The organism is Arthrobacter sp. C2, assembly GCA_024207135.1.
Classification (GTDB): Bacteria; Actinomycetota; Actinomycetes; order Actinomycetales; family Micrococcaceae; genus Paeniglutamicibacter.
On record CP042428.1, the window covers coordinates 2,004,929 to 2,028,984 of the forward strand.

The following is a 24,056-nucleotide window of genomic DNA, read 5'->3' on the forward strand; positions in this document are numbered from 1 at the left end:
TGGGTTTGCCGGAAGTCGTGTTTGTTGAATGGGTCGGTGGGGGCGGCGGGTCAGCGCGGCGTGGTCTCGTCGGCTTCATCTAGGTCCCCGCCGTGTCCGACGCCCGCGTAAATCGCCGGTTGGGTGGAGCGCAGCCTGAAGGCCCAGAGCAGGCCGAGGATGCCCGGGACCACCACGAGTGCCGGAAGCAGCCATCCCAGGATGCTGGCGCCTTCCAGTCCGATCAGCACGTCGAAGTTCGCCACGATCGCCCCGAAGAGGACAACCAGTGCGATCCCGGCGAGCAGCGGTGCCACCACGGTGGTCCACCGTCCCAGCCCGTGCGGTTCGCTGCGGAAGTAGCCGATGACCGCGAAGGACGTCAGCGCCATGAGCATGACCAGCCCGAACGCGCCGGTGTTGGTGAGCCAGGTGAACAGCGTGAACACGGGGAACATGACGTCGGCGCCCGCCCCGGCGATTGCGAAGACCACCAGCACCAGCAGCGCCACTGCCGACTGGGCCAGCGAGCCTGCCACCGGGGCATGGGTGCGCGGGTTGGTCTTGGCCGCGGCCGCGGGAAGCACGCCCTCGCGGCCCAGCGAGAAGACGTAGCGCGCCACCACGTTGTGGAAGGCGATCAGTGCGGCGAGCAGGCTGGTGATGAACAGCAGGTTTCCGAGGGTGACAAACCACCCTGGGGTGTGGGCGGCCAGGAACCCGAAGACCAGGCCTGGACCCGCGGCGGAGTTTTCGATGACGGCGCTGTGTCCCTCGCCCACGGCCATGGCCCACGCGGAGAGCGCGTAGAAGACGGCGATGATGCCGATCGCGATCAGCGTCGCCCGCCGCGGGGTGTTCTTGGGGTCCTTGACCTCCTCGCCGTAGATGGCGCCGGATTCAAATCCCATGAACGCCGCGATGCTGAAGGCCAGGGCGGCACCCGCACCGGCGGTGAACAGGCTTGCCGGTTCCAGCGACTCGGTGGAGATGCCCTCGGGAGCGACCTTGAAGGCCAGCACGTCGTAGACGATGACGACGAGGAATTCACAGGCCACCACGATGCCCAGCACCTTGGCGGAGAGATCGACCTTGTTCACGCCCAGGATGGCCACGACGGCCCAGCCGGCCAGGGCGCACACCCACCACGGGAGTGAAAACCCGAACGTGGTGGCGAGGAAATCGGCGAGCGCGAACCCGAACATCCCGTAGATGCCGATCTGCATGGCGTTGTAGCTGATCAGCGCCACCCACGCGGCACCGATCCCTGCGGGCTTGCCCAGGCCGCGGGCCACATAGGCGTAGAACGCGCCGGCGTTGCTCACGTGCTGGCTCATGGCCGTGTACCCCACGGCGAAGACCAGCAGGACGACGCCCAGCACGACGAAGGACAGCGGGATGCCCAGCACGCCGGTGACCGCGTAGTTGCTGGTGACTCCCCCGGCGACGACCGTCAGCGGCGCGGAAGCGGCGATGATCATGAAGACCAGCGCGGGCACCCCGAGAGTGCGTTTGCCGAGGCTCGGGGCCGTGGTGATGTGTGAATCGGTGGATGAAGCCATGGGAAGTTCCTCCTTGTAGCGTCTTTCCTACCAGTTTGCTTTCCAGTCGGGTGTTGGGGCTTGGCTTTGCGTGAGCGCTCCTTGGCAAACAGTGCAATCTTGCCCTCGGACCCCGCCCGGCTGTCGTGTCGAAACTAGAATTGGGCCTTGAACGCCGAGGGCGAGATCCCGTACGCCGCACGAAAGACCCTGCTGAAATGCGCTGCATCGGGAAAACCCCAGCGGGAGCCAACCGCTCCCACGGGGACGTGGCGTTGGAGGGGATCTTCCAGGTCTCGTCGGCATTGCTCGAGCCTTCGGGTGCGAATCCATTCGGCGACGGTGTGCCCCGACTCGGCGAAAATCTTGTGCAGGCTGCGCAAGGACACGAAATGCGACTCGGCTACGGAGCCCGGGCACAATTCGGGATCGGCGAGATGCTCGTTGATGTAGGCCTGTATGGCCAGGAGCTGTCGGTGTTGGCCGTCGGCTGCCGGGTCGTCGTGGTCGTGGAGTTCGGCCGCGAGCAAGGTGCCCAACAGGTCAATGGCGTTTGCGGCCAGCCGATGCCCCACGGGATCCCGAAGCTGCGGAAGCAGGCCCGCCAGTTGCCCCAGGAATGGCGTGACGGCCCGGCCCAGGGGATGTTCTGTTCCGATGGCAGTGGCCGTCATCTCCCGGATTTTGGCCACCGGCAGTCCCAACTGGTGCTGGGGAAACATGAGGACGAGGGTCTTGAAGTCCTCCTCGAACATCAGCGTGTAGGGGCGCTGCGTGTCGTAGATGGCCAGTTCGCCGGGTCGCAGCAGGGTTTCCCGACCGTCCTGCAGCAGCATTCCATGCCCGCTGAGCTGCAGGTTGAGCTTGAAGTGCGGCGCGTCGCCTGCGGCCAGCTGGTTTTCTGTGCGGCGCACCGCGTGGGCAGTGGCCTCGACCTGCATGACGCCCACGGAGCCGAATTGGCTGCCGGCGATGCTTCCGGCAAAGGCTCCCGCACGCACCGGTTCCGAATGCAGCGGAACGAAGGCACTGGACACGAGCGACTTCCATGCTTCGAAGGAATCAACGTGTTGCATCTGGTACATGAGCGAGAGACCTTTCCCCAATTGCGGTGATGTCCCTCGGCATGAACGGCTCCAAGGGAAGTGAACGACATCACATTCCAGTCAATGTACGCGCAACAGCCCCTAAAGTCACGTTTTTTCTCTGACTGTAGGTTTTAAATCCAGGTGTCGGGTCGGCCCGCCTTCAACAGCTCCAGATATTGATCCAATTGGGCGCGCAGTTGCGCCGGGTCGTTGAACCCCGCATCCAGCACGGCCGCCACCTGGGCGCCCAGAAGGAAGGTCAGCAGCGATTCAGCCGCGGCGTCGGTGCGGACCTCCTGGCGCAGCGCACCCTGGCTTGCCGCCTCGGCGAGCCACTCCCTGATCCAGCTCCGCCATTGGAGCATGGCCTCGTCATTGAGTGCGGAAAATTCGGGGTCGTGGATGGCCGCCTGCCAAAACGGGATCACGACCCGGGCCTCGTCGAGCCGGTCCTCATCCAGTGGAAGGACCTCCAGGGCAAATGCGTGCAGGGCCCCCAGCCCGCTCAAGCCCCGAATGGAAGATTCGACCCGGGCGTTGGTGCGGCCGAAGACATGGGTGAAGGTTGCGCGGACCAGGCTGGCCCGCGTGGGAAAGTACGGCTTCAGCGCCCCGTTGGCAAAGCCGGCCTCGGCCGCCACGTCGCGCAGGGTCACCCCGTCAAAGCCGCGGTGGGCAATGACCCTCCAGGTGACCTCGACAAGCTCGAGGCGGCGGGCGTCATGATCAACAATCTTTGGCATGCCACCCATCCTACGGATTCCCCCATCCCCTGCCGCACGGTGCACCGCCCGGGACCACCCCCTTGCCATGCCCGACAAACGCGGTTATTCTCTACAAGCAGAGAATAAAAACGTGGTGCAGGTCACCGGCACCGGTAATGCACGTCTCGTTCGTCCCCACCCCCGAAAGGGCAACGCCATGAACCTCAGCAACGCCATCGACCAAGACACCCGCCTCGGAGCCTATGCCCTTGCCGCCGAAGCGGAAATCGCACAGGTGCGCACCATCCTGGCCGAAAACGGCCACTTCCCGGAATCGGCCCGCGTTGCCTACCTGGGACTCGAGGATCCTCGCCGGGACGCAACGGAGACCGATCGCCGCTTCCGGGTCTTCCTCCTCGATGTCGGCGGCAACCGCCCCAAGGACATCGTGGTTTCCGTGACCCGCGGCGAGGTGGAAAGCGTCATCGAGCTGGACACAGCCACCAGCGGCGAGCTGCCGGTGCTGGAGGAGGAATTCGAGGTCGTCGAGCAATTGCTGGCACAGGACCCGCGCTGGCTCGAGGCCCTGGCCAAGCGGAACCTCGACGTGGACAAGGTGCGCGTCGCCCCGCTCTCTGCAGGTGTGTTCGAGTACCCGGAGGAATCGGGCCGCCGCATCCTGCGCGGACTGGCCTTCGTGCAGGACCACCCGGAAGACTCGGCCTGGGCCCACCCGGTCGACGGACTCGTCGGCTACGTGGATGTGGGAAACCGCAGCGTGGACCAGGTCATCGACCTGGGCGTCGTCCCGATCCCAGCCGAACACGGCAACTACACCGACCCCGAATTGACCGGCCCGCTGCGCACCACGCAGAAGCCGATCTCCATCACGCAACCCGAGGGCCCCAGCTTTGCCGTCACCGGAGGCAACCACGTCGAGTGGGAAAAATGGAGCCTGGATGTGGGTTTCGATGTGCGTGAGGGTTTGGTGCTGCACAATATTTCCTTCTTGGACAAGGGTGCACCGCGGCGCATCCTCAACCGCGCCTCGATCGCCGAGATGGTGGTCCCCTATGGCGATCCCTCCCCGGTGCGCAGCTGGCAGAACTACTTCGACACCGGCGAATACCTGGTGGGCCAGTTCGCCAACTCGCTCGAGCTGGGCTGCGACTGCCTGGGCGAGATCCACTATATTTCCCCGGTGGTCTCCAACGCCCGCGGCGAGGCACGCACCATCCGCAACGGCATCTGCATGCACGAGGAAGACTATTCGATCCTGGCCAAGCACTCGGATCTGTGGAGCGGCATCAACTACACCCGCCGCAACCGCCGCCTGGTGATCTCCTTCTTCACCACCATCGGCAACTACGACTACGGTTTCTACTGGTACCTCTACCTTGACGGCACCATCGAGTTCGAGGCCAAGGCCACCGGCATCGTGTTCACCAGTGCGCTTCCGGACGGGGAAACGCCCTACGCCTCCGAGCTGGCCCCGGGGCTCGGCGCCCCCTACCACCAGCACCTCTTCGGAGCACGACTGGACTTCGCCCTCGACGGCGGCCCCGGCCGCGTCGAGGAAGAGGACGTGGTTCGTGTGCCCACCGGACCGGAGAACCTGCGGGGCAATGCGTTCTCGCGCCAGCGCACGGTGCTGGCCCGCGAGTCCGAAGCGATCCGCGACGCGGACAACGCCAAGGGCCGCACCTGGGTGGTCTCCAACCCGGAATCGAAAAACCGCCTGGGCCACCCGGTGGGCTACAAGCTGCACCCGCAGGGCAATCCCACCCTCCTGGCCGACGAGGGATCCTCGATCCACCGCCGCGCCACCTTTGCCGCCAAGGCCCTGTGGGTCACCCCGGCCACCGAGGACCAGCGCTACCCGACCGGCGACTTCGTGAACCAGCATGCCGGTGGTGCCGGGCTGCCCGAATGGGTCAAGGCCGACCGCAGCATCGACGGCGAGGAGATCGTCCTGTGGCACACCTTCGGGCTCACACACTTCCCGCGCCCGGAGGACTGGCCCATCATGCCGGTGGACACCGTGGGCTTCAAGCTGCGTCCCGAGGGCTTCTTCGACCGCTCGCCGGTCCTGGATGTCCCGGCTCCGGCCACCGGCAAGTCCTGCCACTCCTAGGCGGCCTGCCATGACCACGAATCTTGCCGGCACCCCCGCCGCGTGGTCCGTGCCGCGGATCGGTGCGACCGTGCTGACCCGGGTGCCGGGGACAGTGGTCTACGCGCGGATCGTTGCCATCCTGGCGGCGGGTCTGGGCCTGGTCCATGTGTGGGTCATGGTCGCGTTTCCCCACGGGCCGTGGGTGGGCGCCGTTTTGGGCGCCATGGTGTTGCTGTGCCTCAAGTGCGCGCACCGGTCCTGGGGACACCCGGCGGCCTTGGTCGAATTGCTGGCCATGTCCGCCCTCATGGCCCTGGCGCACACCTTCATGGCCCTGGGCGTCCACGAACACCGGCACGGCGGCGAGGGCCCGGTCGCGACCGCCGGCGCCGGCTCCGGCGCAATGCTGGGCATCGCCGTGGCCGAGCTGTCGCTGGTCATGCTCTGCGGGATCGGCATGCGGCTGGCCGCCCACCGTTCCGCGGAGGGCACCGGCGGCACCGGCCGCTAAACCGCAGTCGCCGCTTCGCCGCCGCGGCGGGGTTTTGGGATACTTCCCGGTTCCCTGCCGCGGTGGCCCGGCGCTCAGCGCACCAGCCGCGCGGCGATCCCGCCCAGCAGCAGATCCAGGGCGAACCGGTAGTTCTCCTCGTCCTGGACCGCTGCCATCGCTTCCACCGAGCCGGTCCCCAGGGGGTACTTCCCCTCGGGTTCCTGGGCGTAGCTGCGCACCCAGGCCTCGTCGTCCTGCGCGGACTTCTCGCCCAGAAGCAGCAGGCCGGCACTGAATCCGGTCCAGGCCAGCACGAAGTCCCCGCACGCCCGGTACACCAGTGCCGCTTCGCGTTTCCCGAATCCCGCCTGGCGCAGCGCCGCGAGCATCGCCTCGATGAATTCACGCTCGCCCTCCTGGCGCGTCACCCGCAATGCGGCAAGCGTGGCGACCTGGGGGTAGTGCAGGAAGCTTGCCCGGATCCGCAGCATCAGCTCCCGCACCGAGGCCTCCCAGCCCGCGCCCGGGCCGTAGCCGTCCATGCCCCTGGCGATCACCCGGTCGGCGAGCGCCAGCAGCAACTCGTCCTTGTCGGCGAAGTGGCGGTACAGAGCGGTGGGATCGGCTCCGAGTTCCTTGCCGATCTTCCGGAAGGAGAGCGCATCGGGTTCGGTCCCGGCTGCAAGCCCCAAACAGGCCTCGAGGATAACCTCCCGAGTCAGGCCCTGGGCGCGGCGGCGCGGGGCGGATGCCTTGTCCACTGGCTTGTCGATATCCATCGGCGGGTGTCGCTCCCTCTTGTCTCGCACTAAAGTCAACAGTGTTGACTTTAGGCCATGGGTGCGATTTTATGAAGTGGATCACTTCTTCAGGGTCGCAGGCAATTGCTGCGCACCTCCACGGCGAAAGGGCGGCAGTGAGCGAGACCTGGCTTTTCCACTCGGGCACCATCTTCGATGGCCACAACGTCATGGCCGCCGGCAGCGCGCTCGCCGTGCGCAACGGCCGGGTCCTGGCTGTGGGCCCCGAGGCGCAGGTCCGCCGCGCGCTTCCGAACCCGGACCACGAGGTTTCCCTGGCCGGCCGTGCGCTGTCCCCCGGTTTCACCGACGCACACGTCCATGCCCTGATGGGCGGCGTGGAGTCCCTGGCCTGCGACCTCACCGGTGCCGACGGCCCGGACGAAACCCTGGCAGCCATCGCTTCCTTTGCCGCAACCCACACCGGCGGCTGGCTCACCGGCGGCGGCTGGACCATGAGCGACTTCCCCGGCGGCACCCCCACCGCCGCAATGCTGGACCCAGCCACCGGCGCGATCCCCACTTACTTGATCAACCGCGACCACCATGGCGCCTGGGTCAATTCCGCGGCACTGCAGCTTGCAGGGATCACCGCGCAAACGGCGGACCCGGCGGACGGGCGGATCGAGCGCGACGCGCAGGGACATCCGACCGGAACCCTGCACGAGGGCGCCATGGACCTGGTCAACGCCCTGGTCCCCGCCCCCGAGGCAGCCACCCTGCGCGCGGGGCTGCTGGCCGGCCAGCGGAACCTGCACTCCTTCGGGATCACCGGATGGCAGGAAGCGATCCTGGGCAACTACGCCGGATACACGGACGGGTCCGGTATCTACCGCGGGCTGTTGGCCGAGGGCCTGCTCACCGGGCAGGCCGCGGGCGCGCTCTGGGTTCCCCGCGAGACCACCCTCGCCTCGGTGCCCGCCCTGGTCCAGGATTTCCTGGCCCGCCGGAAGGAAAACGCCGCCGCCGGGTTCCGCACGACCACCGCGAAGATCATGGTCGACGGGGTCGCGGAGAACCGGACCGCCGCCATGCTCGATCCCTACCTGCGTGCCTGCGATTGCGCCCCCGACTCCCCGGGCGACACCGGGCTGCGCTACCTCTCCGCCGAGGTGCTCACCGCGGTTGCCGTGGCGCTGGACGCCGCCGGGTTCGACCTGCACCTGCACGTCATCGGCGACGGGGCCGCCCGTCTGGGACTGGATGCACTCGAGGCAGCCCGCGCGGCCAACGGCGCCACCGGCGGACGCCACCACCTCGCCCACCTGCAGGTCATCCACCCCGACGACGTGGCACGGTTCGGGGCCCTGGGCCTGAGCATCAACGCCCAGGCGCTCTGGGCGTGCAACGACGAGCAGATGCTGGAGCTGACCAACCCGATCCTGGGCGCGGAACGCGCCGGCTGGCAGTATCCCTTCCGCTCCCTGATCGACGCCGGGGCGCACCTGGTGATGGGATCGGACTGGCCGGTTTCCACGCCCGACCCGTTCGCAGCCATCCACGTCGCGGTCAACCGCACCGAGCCCGGCCACCCCCAGGGCGCACCGCTGGTCCCGGAGCAGGCCATCACGGTGCTGGAGGCCATGCGCGGCTACACCTCCGGCAGCGCCTGGGTGAACCGCGACCACGAAGGCGGAAACCTCCGACCCGGGGCACGGGCCGACCTGGTGCTGCTGGATGCCGATCCATTCTCCATCCCCTCCCGCGACCTGCACCGGGTGGGGGTGGAACTCACCCTCGCCTCTGGGCACGCGGTCTTCACCCGGGCCACCGCGGGCGTCTAGGGGCACCGATTCGGCTCCAGTCCTCCCCCGCACGCATTTTCTGCACGAACACCCGTTCACTTCGTCCATGCAAGGAACCTCCATGAGCAGCACTCCTGCCACTTCCACCGGCACCCACGTCTCCTTTGACCGCATCGAGGCGGCCGTTTCCGGGTCCGCCATCGACGCGGCTCTGTCCGGCACCGACTACTCCCCCTACTGGCTGCAGCACCCCGACCGCCCGGCCCCGCTTCCGGCGTTGGAAGGCCGCGTGTCCACCGATCTGCTGGTCGTCGGCGGCGGCTACTCCGGGTTGTGGACCGCGTTGCTGGCCAAGGAAGCGGACCCTGCCCGCGATGTCACCCTGATCGAATCCGAGACCATCGGCTGGGCCGCCTCCGGGCGCAACGGCGGTTTCTGCGAGGCATCGCTGGTGCACGGGGAATCCAACGGCGAAAAGCACCTGCCCAGGGAAAACAAGCGGCTCACCGAGCTCGGCGCCGAAAACCTCGCCGGCATCGTGGAAACCATCCAGAGGTACAACATCGACTGCGACCTGTCCCCCAGCGGCGTGCTGAACGTCGCCACCGAACAACACCAGGTGTCCTGGCTCCAGGAGGAGGCGGCGGCCAACCCCGAGGTGCCCTTCATGGATGCACAGGAGGTCAGGAGCCACATCAACTCGCCGATCTTCGAGGGCGGAAACTGGGATAAGCACACCACCGTGCTGGTGCACCCGGCCAAGCTCGCCTGGGGCCTGCGCCGGGTCTGCCTGGAGAAGGGCGTGAAGATCTTCGAGCACACCAAGGGCGAGGAACTTTCCTCCACCCCCGAATCGATCGGGGTGCGCACCGGAGCGGGGCACATCACCGCCGCGCGGGTCGCCCTGGCCACCAACGTCTTCCCCTCGTTGCTCAAGCGCCACCGGATGCACACCATCCCGGTGTACGACTACGCCCTGATGACCGAGCCGCTGACCGATCAGCAGCGTGCGGCCATCGGCTGGGAGGAAGGCATGGGCCTGGCCGACCTGAACAACCGCTTCCACTACTCCCGTCCCACCGTGGATGCGAACGGCGGCTGGCGCATCCTCTTTGGCGGCTACGACGCCGTCTACCACTACGGGCGGGGCGTCAAGCACCAATACGACACCCACCACGAGACCTTCCGGAAGCTCGCCGCGCACTTCGTGGGCACCTTCCCGCAGCTGGAGGGCATCAGGTTCTCCCACGCCTGGGGCGGGGCCATCGACACCTGCAGCCGCTTCTTCGCCTTCTTCGACACCTCCCACGGCGGACGCGTCGCCTACTGCGCCGGGTACACCGGACTGGGCGTGGGCGCCACGCGCTTCGGGGCACGGGTCATGCTCGATCTGCTCTCGGGCGCCAATACGGAACTGACCGAACTGGAAATGGTCAGGACGAAGCCGCTGCCCTTCCCCCCGGAACCGGTGGCCTGGCTGGGCGTCAAATTGATGACCAACGGCCTGGTCAAGGCCGACCGGAACGAGGGCAGGCGCGGCCCGTTCCTCAAGGCCATGGACCGACTCGGAATGGGGTTCGACTCGTGAGCACCCCCGACTTCCCGCACCTGTTGGGCGGCCAGGCCCTGCGCGTGAACCGCGTGCCCATGGACCACGAACCGGTGGCCCCCTCTCAGGCGGCCGACGAAACCACCACCACCGCGCTGGTGGAACTCGGCACCCTGGCCGGGACCGAATTCGGGATCTGGGAGATGGCCGCCGGCTCCATGTACGACGTGGAAGCCGAGGAAATCTTCGTTGTCACCGCCGGGCACGGCACCGTGGTCATCGCCCCCTTCGAGGGCCACCCCGCCCGCACCGCCGACCTTGTGCCGGGAACCATCATGCGCCTGAGCGCGGGAATGCAGACCACCTGGACCGTCACCGAGCCGCTTCGCAAGATCTACTTCACCCCCACCCACACCACCGGGAGCAATCCATGAGCACCACCAGCCAGGGCAACCAATACATCAACGGCTCCTACCGCGTGGGTTCGGGCCCCGCCACCGAACGCATCAACCCCGCCACCGGGGCGGTCGACTCGGTCATCGATTATGCCGGGCCCCGGGATGTCGAGGACGCGGTGGCCGCCGCCGCGGCCGCCTTCACCACCTGGTCGCGACTGACCCCCGGCGCCCGCTCCGACTTCCTGCTGGCCTTCGCCACCGAGCTTGCCTCCCGGGCCGGGCAGCTCGCCGCCCTGGAAACAGCCCAGACCGGCAAGTCCACGCGCATGTCCACCGAGTTCGACGTGCCCGGCACCATCGACAACGTGAACTTCTTTGCCGGGGCCGCACGCAACCTGCAGGGGGCCGCCGCCGGGGACTACGCCGGAAACTCCACCTCGATGATCCGCCGCGAGGCCATCGGCGTGATCGGCTCCATCGCCCCGTGGAACTACCCGCTGCAGATGGCGGCCTGGAAGATCCTTCCGGCGATCGCGGCCGGCAACACCATCGTGCTCAAGCCCAGCGAACTGACCCCGGCAACCTCGCTCGTCTTCGCCGAGGCGGCCACCGCCGCTGGCATCCCCGACGGGGTCATCAACATCGTCACGGGGTCCGGCCGCGAGGTCGGCGAGGCCCTGCTCCGCCACCCGCAGGTGGCCATGTGCTCCTTCACCGGTTCCACGGCCGTGGGCCGGCGCATCATGGAAATGGCAGCCGAGACCGGAAAGCGCGTGCACCTGGAACTTGGCGGCAAGGCGCCGCTGGTCGTCTTTGCCGACGCCGACGTGGAGGCCGCGGCCCACGGCGCCGTGGCCGGTTCCACCATCAACGCCGGCCAGGACTGCACCGCCGCGACCCGCGCCTATGTGCATTCCTCGCTGTTCGGGAAATTCACCGCACGGGTGGCCGAGCTCATGGACCAGATGGTGGTGGGCGATCCCACCGACCCGGACACCGACATGGGCTCGCTGATCTCCTTTGCCCACCGCGACAAGGTCGCCTCCATGGTCCAGCGCGCGCGGGACTCCGGTGCCAGCGTGCTGGCCGGCGGGCTGGCCCCGGAGCTGCCCGGGGCGTTCTACCGCCCCACGCTCATCACCGGTGCCGCACAGGATTCCGAGATCGTCCAGGACGAGGTCTTCGGTCCCGTGCTGGTCGCGCTGCCCTTCGACACCGAGGACGAGGCCATCGCCCTGGCCAACGACACCCCGTACGGGCTGGCCGCCTCCGCCTGGACCAGCAACGTGAACCTGGCCATGCGTGCCGCGGCCCGGATCCAGGCCGGCTGCGTGTGGATCAACGAGCACATCCCGATCGTCTCGGAAATGCCGCACGGCGGGTACAAGGCCTCGGGCTTCGGCAAGGACATGAGTTCCTACTCCTTCGAGGAATACACCAACGTCAAGCACGTGCTGATCTCCCACGACACCGACGTGCACAAGGCCTGGCAGGACACCGTCTTCAAGCAGCGCTAGGTCCCCGACACCGGCAAGCGCCCGCTGCCGTAGTGTCGAGACATGGAATTCATCAGGTACCAGGGCACCGCCCCGAACCGGCATGGCCGGTTTCCCGGTGTGTTTGCGCTGGCGAACGGGCTGGCCTCCGCCGGAAGGCTCGACCCTGCCGACGTGGCCTGGCACCGCACCGCCAACGCCGCGGCCAACGCGCTGTATGCGGATCCGACCAGTGCGTCTCCGGAATGCTATGCGCTGCCGGGCGCATGCTCGTGGTTCAAGGTTTCGGCAACGCACCTGCTGGAAATGACCCGGGAATACCTTCAACTGCTGGACAGGCACCATGTCGGGTGGATCGAGCTGCGTTCAACCAGCCCCGGGACGATCACGCACGAGGACGACGTGCAGGTCGTCGCGGTTCCCGGGGACGCCCTGTAGCACCGGGACCGGCCCCGAAACCTTGGCCCCGCGCTAGTTGTCTCCGACGTTCCTTCGGGCGAGAATCGCGCCGTGGGGCCGGTGGCCCGGGTCTGTCCGCGTGCGGACCCCATGCACGGTGAATCCGGCGTCCTTGAGTTCGCCGGACAGTTCGCCCACCGGCCACCGGTAGGCCCCCACGACCTGGTGGTCGAAGGCCTCGAGGCGCGGGCCCTCGAAGAACCCGGTCACGAGGTAGCCGCCGGGCCTGAGGCAGCGGGCGAATTCGCGCAGGATCCTGCCCAGGTCCGCGGGATCGGTGTGGATGATCGAGTACCAGGACAGGATCCCGCCGACCGATCCGTCCGGCACCTGGAGGTCCTCGAGGGTGCCTTCCCGGAAAGGCACCCGCGGGAAGCGTTGCCGCGCACGCTCGACGAAGACCGGGGAAAGATCCACCCCCACGACCTCGGCACCGTGTTCCTGCAGGAAATTGGTCCACTGGCCGGGCCCGCAACCGGCATCCAGGATCAACCCTTCGGCAAGCTGCGCCATCTCGAGCACCAGTTCACGGTCATCCCGATGGACATGATCCATCGAGCCCACGGCCTGGATGTATTCATCGGCGCGCCGGGAGTAGGCATCGCGCACGCGGGTTCTCGACATGGGCTCGATTCTAGCCGGGCACACCATGGCACTGTGCGCTCCAAATCCGTGTTCCGGGACCGGCTCCGTTGACGCCGCCGGCGGGCACAAACGCCAGTTGTTCTTCTCGAATCGCTACACTGTTCCCTTGGGCAATACTTGGGGACACAAGGCCTTCCAACCGATCTGGAGCTGAACTTTCATGGGTGGACACCACCACGGCGACGTGCTCGTCGACCCCGCCAGGCGCCGCCGCGCCAACCTCATCCTGTGGATCCTGCTGGCCCCGGTCGGGGTCCTGGCCTTCGTGGCGACCCTGGTGCTCTGGCCCAGCGGCGGCATCACCCAGGCTCCCCTGGGCGACGTCTTTGACACCGCGAACGGCGTGGAGCTCTCCACCGGCACCGTCACCCGGACCGTGAGCGAAACCTGTCCCTCCACCCAGGGCCTGGACGAGGTCGGCGGCAAGGAGCTGCTGTGCGATGTTTCCTACGTCGCCCCCGAGGCCGGCGGCGCATCCTTCGCCTTGGAGGTGCCCCCGGAAACCACCCAGTCCCGGCCCCTGGTGGCAGGGGACAAGATCAAGTACCTCGACCTGTCGCACACCACCGATTCCTCGGCACCCTACGTCTTCGTTGACTTCGTGCGTTCGACCCCGCTGGCCCTGCTCGGAATCATCTACGCGGTGGTTGTCTGCCTGGTCGCGCGTTGGCGCGGGCTGCGTGCCCTGGCCGGGCTTGTTGGCGGGCTGGCCTTCATCGTCGGCTTCATGATCCCGGCACTGCTGGAGGGCGAGTCCCCGATGCTGGTCGGGCTGACCACCTCCACCGTCGTCATGTTTGCCGCCCTGTATTTTGCCCACGGTTTCTCGGCCAGAACCTCCACGGCCCTGCTCGGGACACTGTTCGGGCTGGGAGTCACCGCGGCGATAGCCGTCTGGGCCACCGATGCGGCGGCGCTGACCGGGGCCACGGACGACGCGGCGCTGACGCTGAGCACGGTGGTGCCGCAGTTGAGCCTGTCCGGGTTGCTGCTGTGCGGACTGCTCATTGCCGGCATGGGCGTGCTCAACGACGTGACCATCACCCAGTCCTCCGCGGTGTGGGAGCTGGCGGAGATCGCACCGCACTCCACCGCCCGGCAGCTTTTCGCCTCGGGCATGCGCATCGGCAGGGACCACATCGCCTCGACCGTCTACACCATCGCCTTCGCCTACGCGGGTGCGGCCCTTCCCATCCTGGTGCTGGTCAGCCTGTACGACAGGCCCCTGATCGACACCCTCACCACGGGGCAGATGGCCGAGGAGGTCATCCGCATCCTGGTGGGTTCGATCGGCCTGGTCCTGGCCATCCCGGTTACCACCGCGATAGCGGTGGCCGTCGTCAAGGCGACAGGCTCGGGTGCCGCTCCGGCAGAAGCCGCCTCCCGGCCAACCGGACGGCGGGCCCTGGTGCTGCAGCCGTCGGCACCGGTTACGCCCCGGCAGGACGGAGTCGCGGTGGATGCGGGCCCGCACCCCGGCGTCTAATGCGAATCGTTCTTGTTTAAGATAGGCTGGGAAACCGAACGCATCATCCCTTCACCCGACACAAGGACCTTCCCGCCCCATGAATCGCCGTACCCGCACCCTGCTTCCCTTGGCCCTTGCCGGAACCCTCGCACTGGCCGCCTGTGGCGGCAACGCCGCCGGAGACGAGCCGGCCCCCGGTAGCGAGAAGCTCAAGGTGGTCACCAGCACCACCGTGTACGCCAACCTCGTGGAAAAGATCGGCGGCGACGCGGTGCAGGCCACCGCCCTCATCGACTCGGTGTCCCAGGACCCGCACTCCTACGAGGCGACCTCGCGTGACAAGCTCGCGATGTCCAAGGCCCAGCTGGTGGTCGCCAACGGCGGCGGATACGACGCCTTCATGGACGTGCTGGCCAAGGACCTGGACCTTCCCGCGACCACCGTCATCAGCGCGGTGGACACCTCCCCGGTGGCCGATGAGGGCGAAGCCGCCGACGAACACGACGACCACGCGGGCGAAACCGCCGAGGAACACGCTGACCACGCGGGCGAAACCGCCGAGGACCACGCTGACCACGCGGGCGAAACCGCCGAGGACCACGCCGGCCACGACCACGCCGCCTTCAACGAGCACGTCTGGTACGACCTCGAATCCATGCGCCTGCTCTCCGACGAGATCGCCGCCCGCCTGTCCACCCTCGACCCGGCGAAGGCCTCGACCTTCACCGCGAACGCGGCGGGGCTGACCACCGAGATCCAGGGCCTGGAAGCCAAGGTCGCAACCCTGCGCGGCTCGCTGGAAGCCAAGCACTTCGCCATGACCGAACCGGTGCCCTTCCACCTGCTTGAGGACCTGGGGATGGAGGACGCCACCCCCGAGGGCCTGAGCGAATCCATCGAGGGCGGCAGCGAGGTCTCCCCGCAGGCCTTCAACGAGATGGGCACCTTGTTCGACAACGGCTCCATCGACGTGCTGGCCTACAACACCCAGACCGAAAGCCCGCAGACCGAACGCATCCGCGCGCTGGCCGACGCCGCCAACGTCGAGGTCATCGACTTCACCGAGACGCTGCCGCCGAACACCGACTACGTCTCCTGGATGGACGCCAACATCCGGGCCATGGAGGCACTGGCCAAGTAGCCTTGCCTCCCGCCGGGCAGCAAAAAGGTCCGTGGGGCGCGAACCGGTGGTTCGCGCCCCACGGACCTTGCCGTTTCCCGCCTGCCGTCAGCTCGCCGGCTCGGCGGTGTTGTTGGGCCAGCGCAGCAGCGCGGCAATGCCCACGCCCTCGGGCAGCACTCCCTCGGGTACATAGCGGATGGTGGCATCGGTCAACGCCGTGGCACGCAGGAGCACCTCGGGGGCCGGCCAGGACCCGATGACCGATTCGGAATGTTCCTCGGAGTCCTCGCCGCACAGCCACGGGTCGGCATCCAGGGCCATGAGCGTCTCATCGTCCTGGTACTGGCCCACCAGCACCGTGTCGGCCTGGGCCTGCTGCAGCGCGGCCACGACCTCGTCGAAGCCCAGGGCCAGTTCCGTGCGGCCGTTGCCGCTGCGGTTTGCCACCCGTTCCGAGAGGTCCTGGACGTCCCGGCCCAGAACCTCGTCGACCTGCTCCTGCACCGCAGCTGCGAACGCGGCCTGGTCGGCGCCTCCGGTGCGCGTGTGCTGCTCGAGGATGCTGGTGATCGGCTTGTGCGCCGGGGCCAGCTTGCCGGCCACCAGCTCGCGGGCCTTGATGTCGCCTGCCAGCACGATCAGCTTCACATAGTTTTCCCGCGCCAGCTCGTCGATCTGCTTGGCCAGCTCGTCGGCGTTGCGCCGCCAGATCTCCTCGGTGTTGGAACGGTTCTTGGGTTCGTCGTAGCGGCCCGGAACCTTCCGGGCGTGGTGTGCCTCCTCCGGGTCCCCGGTGACGCCGCGGGACTCGCCGACGCCTTGGACCGAGGAATGGTAGAGCCGCACCTCGCCGCCGTCCTTGCTGGCCTCGGCCACCAGGTAGGGAAATTGCCCGCCGCGGGCGCGGGCCAGGGCGACCAGGTTGGGGAACGGGCCGCAGTCGACGTCCGCGGCCTCGACCTTCAGTCCGTCAATGAGCTCGTCGAGAACTACCTCCCCGTTGTTCACCGCGACGAAGCGTGCCACCGGGGATGCATGGCCCTGCGCCGGCAGCAGCGCCTCGGCCAGGGCGGCAATGTCGGCCTCCGAGGCCTGCTGCGAAGCGAGCAGCTTGCCCACGACCTCGGGCAGTGCGTCAACTGCTTCCTGCGCGGCGGTTGTTCCAAGCGAAACGTCTACGAGGGCGGTACACCATTGGCCCTCTCGACGGTAGAGCGAGGCGTCGATTCCTGTGGAACCTGCGCGTGATGCCATGGGGGAGCTCCTTCCCACGCGGGGAAGCCCGCGTGCCGATTCGAACCGTCTGCTCACCGTAGCACCGCTGGAGGTCCCGCCGAAAGGGTCTGCCCAGAAGGGCTCCCAGCCGGTACGATGATCTCATCCGTGCCCTGCGGCCCCGGCATGTAGGCCCGAATGAAACGGCACGTCGGGGCCCTTTTACCGGGCTTTTCCTAGAGCCCCAGCACGCTGGTGGCGATCAGGAAGTAGATGATCAGCCCGGCCGCATCCACGAAGGTGGAGATGAACGGGTTGGAGAACACCGCCGGGTCCGCGCGCACCGCCTTGCCCAGCAACGGCATCAGCCCGCCGATGCTCGCGGCCATGGTGCACACCCCCAGCAGCGTGAGCCCGATGACCAGCCCGATGGGCACATCGAAGGCCAGCGCGGCGATGGCGAAGCCCAGGGACCCGAGCAGCAGGCCCAGCAGCGCGCCGACCCGCACCTCGCGCACAAACACCTTGAACACGTCGCGCGGGCGCACGTCCCCCAGCGCCAGGGCGCGGGTGATGGTGGTGGCCGCCTGGTTCCCGGTGTTTCCGCCGGTGCCGATGAGCAGCGGGATGAACAGCGAGAGCACCACCTGGGCCTCGAGGGTCGCCTCGAACGCGCCGATGACCTGGACAGTCAGGGTGGCACCGAGCGCCAGCACCAGCAGCCACACCACCCGGGCCCGCACGATGGCGCGCACCGGGGTCGCCAGGTAGGGGCGGCGCAGCGGCTCGGAACCGCCGGACCGGGCCGCGTCCTCGGACTCGGCATCCTCCAGGATCCGCAGCGCGTCATCTACCGTCAGGATGCCCACGAGGCGTTCCTCGCCGTCAACGATCGGCAGCACCAGGATCTTGGCGTCGGCGCAATAGCGGGCGGCTTCCTCCGCGTCGAGCGTCGCACCCACGCTGATGGGTTTCTTCATGATGTCCTGCACGCGCTCGTCCGGCTCGGCGCGCAGCACATCGCGCAACGACACCACGCCCACCAGGTGCCGGCCCGTGTCCGTGACCAGGATGGTGTAGACGGACTCGGCGTCGTCAAGCTGGGCACGCACCCGCCCCAGGGTCTCCCCCGCGCTCATCTCCGGGTGGGTGATCACGAACTCCGGGCTCATGTAGCGCCCGACCGCGCCCTGCGGGTAGCCCAGCACGGTGCTGGTCAGCGCACGTTCCTTCTCGGTCAGTCCCAGGATCAACCGGTTCGCCACCGCGGCCGGCAGTTCGTCGAGCAGCGCCACCCGGTCATCGGGGCTCATCGCCTCAAAGACCTCGGCAACGTCGGCTTCCTGCAGGCCCGCGACCAGGTCCGCCTGCAAGGAGGCGTCAAGTCGCTCGAAGACCTCCATGGCCCGGTCCTTGGGCAGCGTACGGTAGGCCAGCGCCCGGTCAATGGTGTTCAGGCGTTCAAGTTGTTCCAGCGTCTCGGCGGTCCCCAGGGGGTGGAACACCTTTGATGTCGCGGCAATGTCGTTGGCGGCCAGGGCCTTGGCCAGTTGTTCCGCGCTGAAGTCAAACGAGCTGGTGGGCGTCTTGATCATGATCCGGTTCCCTCCGGTGAAAACACACGCATGCATCGCGCCGGCGCGTGCTTAGCGACGTGTGCCAGGAATGGGTGGTGTGGGCTGGGTGTTGCGCAAAAACACAACCGCGCAGCAAGCGCCTCAATCCCCGGGACGGCCCGCGGTGGCCTCCGGCCGTGATCCGTTCATCGGGGACCTGCAGCCTCGGCGCGGTGCGCGCAAGGGTGCGGGATCCATTCCCCCCTCAGGGCCGGTGCATGGCATCCGGCGGAGGAAGGGAGGATCAGTGCTGGAGGGTCAGGGCTTCCCGAGCACCCAGGTGATGCTCGCGCGGCGTGATAGATCGACTAGGTCCGTCATCCATGCGTGCGGTCACCTCCATCCGTCCTCAGGGCCCGAAAATCCCTGGACGGCCGCCGCATTCCGGGCAAGCCGCACCGGGTCGGGGCGTCCTTCCCATCCTAGGCCACCACCGCTTCGAACGGCCAATGCGGGTCCCGGCCCGGGCTTCCGGACCCCGTGGTCCACCTTCGTCGGTTCAGCCCCGGGGCGTCGCGGAGGTGGGAACCCAGTAGCGCTTGGTCGGCCCGTCGGAGGCCTCGATGATGTTCTCCAGCACTCCCCCGTTGGCCTCGATGGTTCGGGCCGAAGCGAGGTTGTCTTCCCGGCAGGTCACCAGCGCCGCTTCGATGTTGCGCTGTGCCAGCTGTGCCAGGGACAGGCGCAGGATTTGTGTGGCGTAGCCGCGGCGCCGGTGCTCGGGACGCACCGCGTAGCCGATGTTCCCGCCAACCGCCCGCAGGTTCTCGTTGAGTTCGAACCGGATGCAGGTGCGGCCAACCAGTTGCCCGTCGACGAAGGCGCCCCACAGCGCCGAACGCACCCATCCCGGAGGCAGGCCCAGTCCGTCTTCGTGCGCCTGCAATTGCTCCAGGTAGGATTCAAAGCCCCGCCGGGAGGAGTAGCCAAGCAGGAAATCAAAGTCCTCTGCGTCCAGTTCGGTGCGCGCGGCAAGCGCCTCGGGGCCGTCGGCGGCGGTGAAGGGGCGAATCTCAAGCATGGTTCGAACGCTACCAGCCGGACACCGGCACCGGAAAAAGAGCGACGGCCCGGCCGGTGCCGCGTCCCGGAGTCCTCCGGGTCGTGGCACCGGCCGGGCCGCAACAGGCTACCGGCTACGCCGCTAGCATTCGATGACGTTCACGGCCAGGCCGCCCATCGCGGTTTCCTTGTACTTGTCGCTCATGTCCTTGCCGGTCTCGCGCATGGTGATGATGACCTCGTCGAGGGTCACGTGGTGCTGCCCGTCGCCCATCAGCGCCATCTTGGCGGCATTGATGGCCTTGGAAGCGGCGATGGCATTGCGTTCGATGCACGGGATCTGCACGAGTCCGCCGATCGGGTCGCAGGTCAGGCCCAGGTTGTGTTCCATCGCGATTTCCGCGGCGTTTTCCACCTGGTCAACGGTTCCGCCGAGGATTTCGGCCAGCCCGCCGGCGGCCATCGAGGAGGCCGAACCGACCTCGCCCTGGCAGCCGACCTCGGCGCCGGAGATCGAGGCCTGCTCCTTGTAGAGCACGCCGATGGCCGCGGCGGTGAGCATGAAGCGCACGATCACGTCCTCGCGCTCCTCCTGGTTCCAGTACTTGGCACCGGGTGCGTAGTGGGTCGCGTAGAACATCACCGCGGGGATGATGCCGGCCGCCCCGTTGGTCGGGGCGGTGACCACGCGGCCGCCTGAGGCGTTTTCCTCGTTGACGGCCAGGGCAACCAGGTTGACCCATTCCTGCCAGAACACCGGGTCGCGGTCCTTGTCTTCCTTGGCCAGGCGCTTGTGCCACTCGGGAGCTCGGCGGCGGACCTTGAGCCCGCCGGGCAGCACGCCCTCGCGTTCCAGCGAGGCGTTCTTGCAGTCCTCCATGACCTGCCAGATGTGCAGCAGCCCTTCCCGGATCTCTTCCTTGGAGCGGTAGACCTCCTCGTTGGCGGCCATGACCCCGGCGATCGACAGCCCGGTCTCCGCGCAGTGCTCGAGCAGCTTGGCGGCGGTGGTGAACGGGTAGGGCTGCGCGCTGACAGCCTCCTCGAGGTTCGCCGCGAGTTTTTCCTCGGCACCCTCGCGCACGATGAATCCGCCGCCCACCGAGTAATAGGTGTCCTCGGCCAGGACGTTGCCGTCCGCATCCAGGGCTGCCATCTTCATGCCGTTGGTGTGCCGCGGCAGGATGGTCAGCGGGTGCTGGATCATGTCTTCGACCTTGTAGTCGAGTTCCTTGCCGGCGCCCTCGCCCACGGCCTTGCACAGCTGCAGCTTGCCCGTGGCGGCCATGTCTTCCAGGCGCGAGTCCACCTCTTCGGGCAGGATGGCCTCGGGCTCGTAGCCCTCGAGGCCCAGCATGATTGCGGTGAATGTTCCGTGTCCGCGGCCGGTGGCTGCCAGCGAGCCGTAGACATCGACGCGCAGGGTGGCGGTGTTCGCGAGGTGTTCCTCGCGCACCAGCTTGGCGGCGAATGCGTGGGCCGCACGCATGGGTCCCACCGTATGCGAGGACGATGGCCCGATTCCGACGGTGAATAGATCAAAAACGCTGATAGCCACGAGAATACTTCTTTCAAGAGACATTGCTGGGTGGGAGCCGACACGCGGATTGGTGAGGCGCGTCACTGTCGGTGGTGCAGAGACCGCGAGCCCAGGACCTTGTGGATCCCGGGCTCGCGGCGAGGTGGTTGGCGAACCGGGATTATGCCAGTTTTGCCAATTCCGGGTACAGCGGGTGGGCGTTGGCCAGGGCATGCACGCGGTCCTTCAGCGCCGCGAGCGTCGCCTCGTTGTCCGCCTTCGTGCCGGCGATGAGGGTCTCGGCGATGATGTCCGCGACCTCCACGAACGCGGCCTCGGAGAAGCCGCGGGTGGCCAGCGCCGGGGTGCCGATCCGCAACCCGGAAGTGACCATCGGCGGACGCGGGTCGAAGGGGACCGCGTTGCGGTTCACCGTGATCTCCACCTTCGCCAGCAGGTCCTCGCCCTGCTGCCCGTCCAGCTGGGAGTTGCGCAGGTCCACCAGGACCAGGTGCACATCGGTGCCGCCGGTCAGCACGCTGATGCCGACCGCCGCCACGTCCGGTGCGGTGAGGCGCTCGGCCAGGATCTTGGCCCCGGCCAGGGTGCGTTCCTGGCGTTCGCGGAATTCCTCGGTCGCGGCGATCTTGAACGCCACGGCCTTGCCGGCGATCACGTGCTCCAGCGGGCCGCCCTGCTGCCCGGGGAACACCGCGGAGTTGACCTTCTTGGCGATGTCCGCGTCGTTGGTCAGGATGATCCCGCCGCGCGGGCCGGCCAGGGTCTTGTGCGTGGTGGAGGAGACCACGTGGGCGTGCGGCACCGGGTTCGGGTGCAGCCCCGCGGCGACCAGGCCCGCGAAGTGCGCCATGTCCACGAACAGGTACGCCCCGACCTTGTCGGCAATCTCCCGGAAGCGGGCGAAGTCCAGCTGCCGCGGGTAGGCGGACCAGCCGGCCACGATCATCTTCGGCTTATGCTCCAGGGCCAGGGCCTCGACCTTGTCCATGTCCACCACCAGGGTGTCCTCCTCGACCCCGTAGGGGACGATGTTGTAGAGGCGCCCGGAGAAGTTGATCTTCATCCCGTGGGTCAGGTGCCCGCCGTGGGCCAGGTTCAACCCCATGATGGTGTCGCCCGGGCGGATCAGCGCGTGCATCACCGAGGCGTTGGCCTGCGCGCCGGAGTGCGGCTGCACGTTCGCGAACCCGGCACCGAACAGCGCCTTGACCCGCTCCAGGGCCAGGGTCTCCACCACGTCGACCTCCTCGCAGCCGCCGTAGTAGCGCTTGCCCGGGTAGCCCTCGGCGTACTTGTTGGTCAGCACCGAGCCCTGCGCCTGCATCACGGCCAAGGCCGTGTGGTTCTCCGAGGCGATCATCTCCAGGCCGCGCTGCTGGCGGGCCAGCTCCGCGTCGATGCGCTGCGCGATCTCCGGATCAAGCGTCCCGATGTCCTGCGTCAGCGACGCAGGGGCAAGGGATTCGTAAACTGCGGTCACGCTACATCGCCGCCGTTGGCGGAGGCGTAGTCGGCTGCCGAAAGCAGTGGACCTTCCTCGGTGACCTCGACGGTGAACAGCCAGCCGGCGCCGTACGGGTCTTCGTTCAGGATGGCCGGGTTGTCGATGGCTTCCTGGTTGACCTCGACGATGGTGCCGGTGACCGGTGCGTACAGGTCTGAAACCGACTTGGTCGACTCGACCTCGCCGCAGGTTTCGCCGGCGGTGACGGCGTCGCCGACCTCGGGCAGGTCAACGTAGACGACGTCTCCCAGTGCGTCGGCGGCAACCTGGGTGATCCCGACCTTGGTCGGGGTCGAGGCGTCAACCCATTCGTGCTCGGCCGAGTAACGAAGGGATGCGAGAACCTTGCTCATGGGGGTGTTTCCTCTCAAAGAATGTGGGTAAAGAAGTTAAGCCGGTTGATCGGTGGCGGGACGCGTCGCGCCCGCCACCGACAACGTTACTTGGCTCGGGTGTAGAACGGCAGCGCGACGACCTCGAAGGCCTCCGGCTTGCCGCGCAGGTCGACATCGACCTTCGTGCCGATTTCGGCGTACGCCGGCTCGACGTAGGCCAGGGCCACCGGGTAGCCCAGGGTCGGGGACGGCTGGCCGGAGGTGACGGAACCGATCTGGGTGCCGTCAACCGAAACCGGGTAGCCGCCGCGGCCTGCGCGACGGCCCAGGCCCTTGAGGCCCACGAGCACCTTCTTGGCGCCCTCGGCCTTGATGGCCTCCAACGCCTTGCGGCCCGTGAAGTCCTCTTCCTTCTTGAAGGAGACGATGGGGCCCAGGTTGGCCTCGAACGGGTTGCCTTCGAGGGACAGCTCGTTGCCGTACAGCGGCATGCCGGCTTCCAGGCGCAGCGAGTCGCGGCAGGCCAGGCCCGCGGGGATCAGCCCGTGGTTGGCGCCGGCGGCCATGAGCGCGTCCCAGAGGGCGGGTGCCTGGTCGTTGGGCAGGTACAGCTCGAAGCCGTCCTCGCCGGTGTAGCCGGTGCGGGCCAGCAGCACGTCGAAGCCGGCCACGGTGGCCTCGTCCGCCGCGTAGTACTTCATGTCGGTGACAAGGCTCTTGGTGGACTCATCGACCAGTTCGTGCAGGATGGCCTCGGAGGCCGGGCCCTGCACGGCGATCAGCGAGGTGTCCGCCGAGGCGTCGGTGACGACCACGTCGAAGCCCGCGGCGCGTTCGGCCAGCGCCGCGGCAACCACCGGGGCGTTGCCGGCGTTGGGCACCACGAGGAATTTTTCCTCGCCGCGGCGGTAGGTGATCAGGTCGTCGATGATGCCGCCTGCTTCGTTGCAGATCACCGAGTACTTGGCACGGCCCACGGACATCACGGCCATGTTGCCGGCCAGCGCGGAGTTCAGGAACTTCGCCGCCTCGGGTCCCTCGACCCAGACCTCACCCATGTGGGAGAGGTCGAACAGGCCGGCGGTGGCGCGCACGGCCTTGTGCTCGGCCAGTTCCGAACCGTACTTCAGCGGCATGTCCCAGCCGCCGAAGTCAGTGAAGGAGGCGCCGAGTTCCGCATGCTTGGCATGCAGGGAGGTTTTCTTCGGGTCGCTCATCAAGCTACCTTTCGTGAGGTAAA

Annotated in this window: 21 protein-coding genes; 9 read left to right on the forward strand and 12 right to left on the reverse strand. The window is 67.7% G+C overall.

The genetic code is table 11. The features are described from left to right. Positions 1–50: 50 nt before the first annotated feature. The 3 genes from FPY90_RS09435 to FPY90_RS09445 all read right to left on the reverse strand — a co-directional run bounded on the left by FPY90_RS09435 (position 51) and on the right by FPY90_RS09445 (position 3,351). Positions 51–1,541, reverse strand: coding sequence for an APC family permease (locus tag FPY90_RS09435; protein ID WP_498685196.1), 1,491 nt, complete (start codon positions 1,539–1,541; stop codon positions 51–53). A gap of 134 nt (positions 1,542–1,675) precedes the next feature. Further along, positions 1,676–2,605: an AraC-like ligand-binding domain-containing protein gene (locus tag FPY90_RS09440; RefSeq protein ID WP_498685197.1), complete on the reverse strand. Its 930-nt coding sequence runs from the start codon at positions 2,603–2,605 to the stop codon at positions 1,676–1,678. 134 nt (positions 2,606–2,739) lie between these two features. Continuing rightward, on the reverse strand, positions 2,740–3,351 hold the full coding sequence (locus FPY90_RS09445) for a TetR/AcrR family transcriptional regulator (RefSeq protein WP_071212648.1): 612 nt from the start codon (positions 3,349–3,351) through the stop codon (positions 2,740–2,742). A 178-nt stretch (positions 3,352–3,529) separates the two neighbouring features. Here FPY90_RS09445 and FPY90_RS09450 point away from each other — a divergent pair, with 178 nt between their 5' ends. Then, positions 3,530–5,446 (forward strand): primary-amine oxidase, encoded by a 1,917-nt coding sequence (locus FPY90_RS09450; protein ID WP_498685198.1) that lies wholly within the window; start codon positions 3,530–3,532, stop codon positions 5,444–5,446. Between the two features lie 10 nt (positions 5,447–5,456). Next, complete coding sequence (locus tag FPY90_RS09455) at positions 5,457–5,939, forward strand: hypothetical protein (protein ID WP_498685199.1); 483 nt, start codon at positions 5,457–5,459, stop codon at positions 5,937–5,939. A 74-nt stretch (positions 5,940–6,013) separates the two neighbouring features. Here FPY90_RS09455 and FPY90_RS09460 read toward each other — a convergent pair whose 3' ends face one another. Beyond that, a complete protein-coding gene (locus FPY90_RS09460) occupies positions 6,014–6,700 on the reverse strand; it encodes a TetR/AcrR family transcriptional regulator C-terminal domain-containing protein (protein WP_071212645.1) in 687 nt (228 codons plus the stop codon). Between the two features lie 137 nt (positions 6,701–6,837). Between FPY90_RS09460 and FPY90_RS09465 the strand changes: the two genes are divergently transcribed. The 5 genes from FPY90_RS09465 (at position 6,838) to FPY90_RS09485 (ending at position 12,347) form a co-directional block, all read left to right on the forward strand. Further along, positions 6,838–8,505, forward strand: coding sequence for an amidohydrolase (locus tag FPY90_RS09465; RefSeq protein ID WP_498685201.1), 1,668 nt, complete (start codon positions 6,838–6,840; stop codon positions 8,503–8,505). Positions 8,506–8,587: 82 nt separating this feature from the next. Beyond that, a complete protein-coding gene (locus FPY90_RS09470; protein ID WP_498685202.1) occupies positions 8,588–10,054 on the forward strand; it encodes an NAD(P)/FAD-dependent oxidoreductase in 1,467 nt (488 codons plus the stop codon). Beyond that, positions 10,051–10,449 (forward strand): cupin domain-containing protein, encoded by a 399-nt coding sequence (locus FPY90_RS09475; RefSeq protein WP_498685204.1) that lies wholly within the window; start codon positions 10,051–10,053, stop codon positions 10,447–10,449. The genes FPY90_RS09470 and FPY90_RS09475 overlap by 4 nt, the downstream gene beginning before the upstream one ends. Next, positions 10,446–11,930, forward strand: coding sequence for a gamma-aminobutyraldehyde dehydrogenase (locus FPY90_RS09480; RefSeq protein ID WP_498685206.1), 1,485 nt, complete (start codon positions 10,446–10,448; stop codon positions 11,928–11,930). The genes FPY90_RS09475 and FPY90_RS09480 overlap by 4 nt, the downstream gene beginning before the upstream one ends. A 42-nt stretch (positions 11,931–11,972) precedes the next feature. Continuing rightward, entirely contained in the window at positions 11,973–12,347 is a 375-nt protein-coding gene (locus FPY90_RS09485) for a hypothetical protein (protein WP_498685208.1), read from the forward strand. A 33-nt stretch (positions 12,348–12,380) separates the two neighbouring features. Here FPY90_RS09485 and FPY90_RS09490 read toward each other — a convergent pair whose 3' ends face one another. Continuing rightward, positions 12,381–12,992: a class I SAM-dependent methyltransferase gene (locus FPY90_RS09490; RefSeq protein ID WP_498685209.1), complete on the reverse strand. Its 612-nt coding sequence runs from the start codon at positions 12,990–12,992 to the stop codon at positions 12,381–12,383. 181 nt (positions 12,993–13,173) lie between these two features. Here FPY90_RS09490 and FPY90_RS09495 point away from each other — a divergent pair, with 181 nt between their 5' ends. Together FPY90_RS09495 and FPY90_RS09500 are read left to right on the forward strand one after the other, a co-directional pair. Then, positions 13,174–14,499, forward strand: a complete 1,326-nt coding sequence (locus FPY90_RS09495; RefSeq protein WP_498685210.1) for a YibE/F family protein — start codon at positions 13,174–13,176, stop codon at positions 14,497–14,499. A gap of 79 nt (positions 14,500–14,578) precedes the next feature. Then, entirely contained in the window at positions 14,579–15,622 is a 1,044-nt protein-coding gene (locus FPY90_RS09500; RefSeq protein WP_498685211.1) for a metal ABC transporter solute-binding protein, Zn/Mn family, read from the forward strand. 87 nt (positions 15,623–15,709) lie between these two features. Here the strand turns inward: FPY90_RS09500 and FPY90_RS09505 are convergent, their stop codons facing one another. The 7 genes from FPY90_RS09505 to gcvT form a co-directional block, all read right to left on the reverse strand. Next, positions 15,710–16,858 carry a baeRF2 domain-containing protein gene (locus FPY90_RS09505; RefSeq protein WP_498685213.1) on the reverse strand — a complete coding sequence of 383 codons (1,149 nt, stop codon included), beginning with the start codon at positions 16,856–16,858 and terminating at the stop codon, positions 15,710–15,712. Positions 16,859–17,055: 197 nt separating this feature from the next. Next, the gene (gene mgtE, locus FPY90_RS09510; RefSeq protein WP_498685214.1) at positions 17,056–18,414 is read right to left on the reverse strand and encodes a magnesium transporter; all 1,359 of its coding nucleotides are present in this window, start codon (positions 18,412–18,414) and stop codon (positions 17,056–17,058) included. A 520-nt stretch (positions 18,415–18,934) separates the two neighbouring features. Further along, complete coding sequence (locus FPY90_RS09515) at positions 18,935–19,456, reverse strand: GNAT family N-acetyltransferase (RefSeq protein ID WP_071212633.1); 522 nt, start codon at positions 19,454–19,456, stop codon at positions 18,935–18,937. Between the two features lie 123 nt (positions 19,457–19,579). Further along, positions 19,580–20,995, reverse strand: coding sequence for an L-serine ammonia-lyase (locus tag FPY90_RS09520; RefSeq protein ID WP_071212631.1), 1,416 nt, complete (start codon positions 20,993–20,995; stop codon positions 19,580–19,582). Between the two features lie 142 nt (positions 20,996–21,137). Beyond that, positions 21,138–22,457: a serine hydroxymethyltransferase gene (glyA, locus tag FPY90_RS09525; RefSeq protein WP_498685215.1), complete on the reverse strand. Its 1,320-nt coding sequence runs from the start codon at positions 22,455–22,457 to the stop codon at positions 21,138–21,140. Beyond that, positions 22,454–22,834 carry a glycine cleavage system protein GcvH gene (gcvH, locus tag FPY90_RS09530; RefSeq protein WP_071216974.1) on the reverse strand — a complete coding sequence of 127 codons (381 nt, stop codon included), beginning with the start codon at positions 22,832–22,834 and terminating at the stop codon, positions 22,454–22,456. Before gcvH ends, glyA begins: the two co-directional genes overlap by 4 nt. 86 nt (positions 22,835–22,920) lie before the next feature. Then, positions 22,921–24,033, reverse strand: a complete 1,113-nt coding sequence (gene gcvT, locus FPY90_RS09535; RefSeq protein ID WP_498685217.1) for a glycine cleavage system aminomethyltransferase GcvT — start codon at positions 24,031–24,033, stop codon at positions 22,921–22,923. Positions 24,034–24,056: the final 23 nt, after the last annotated feature.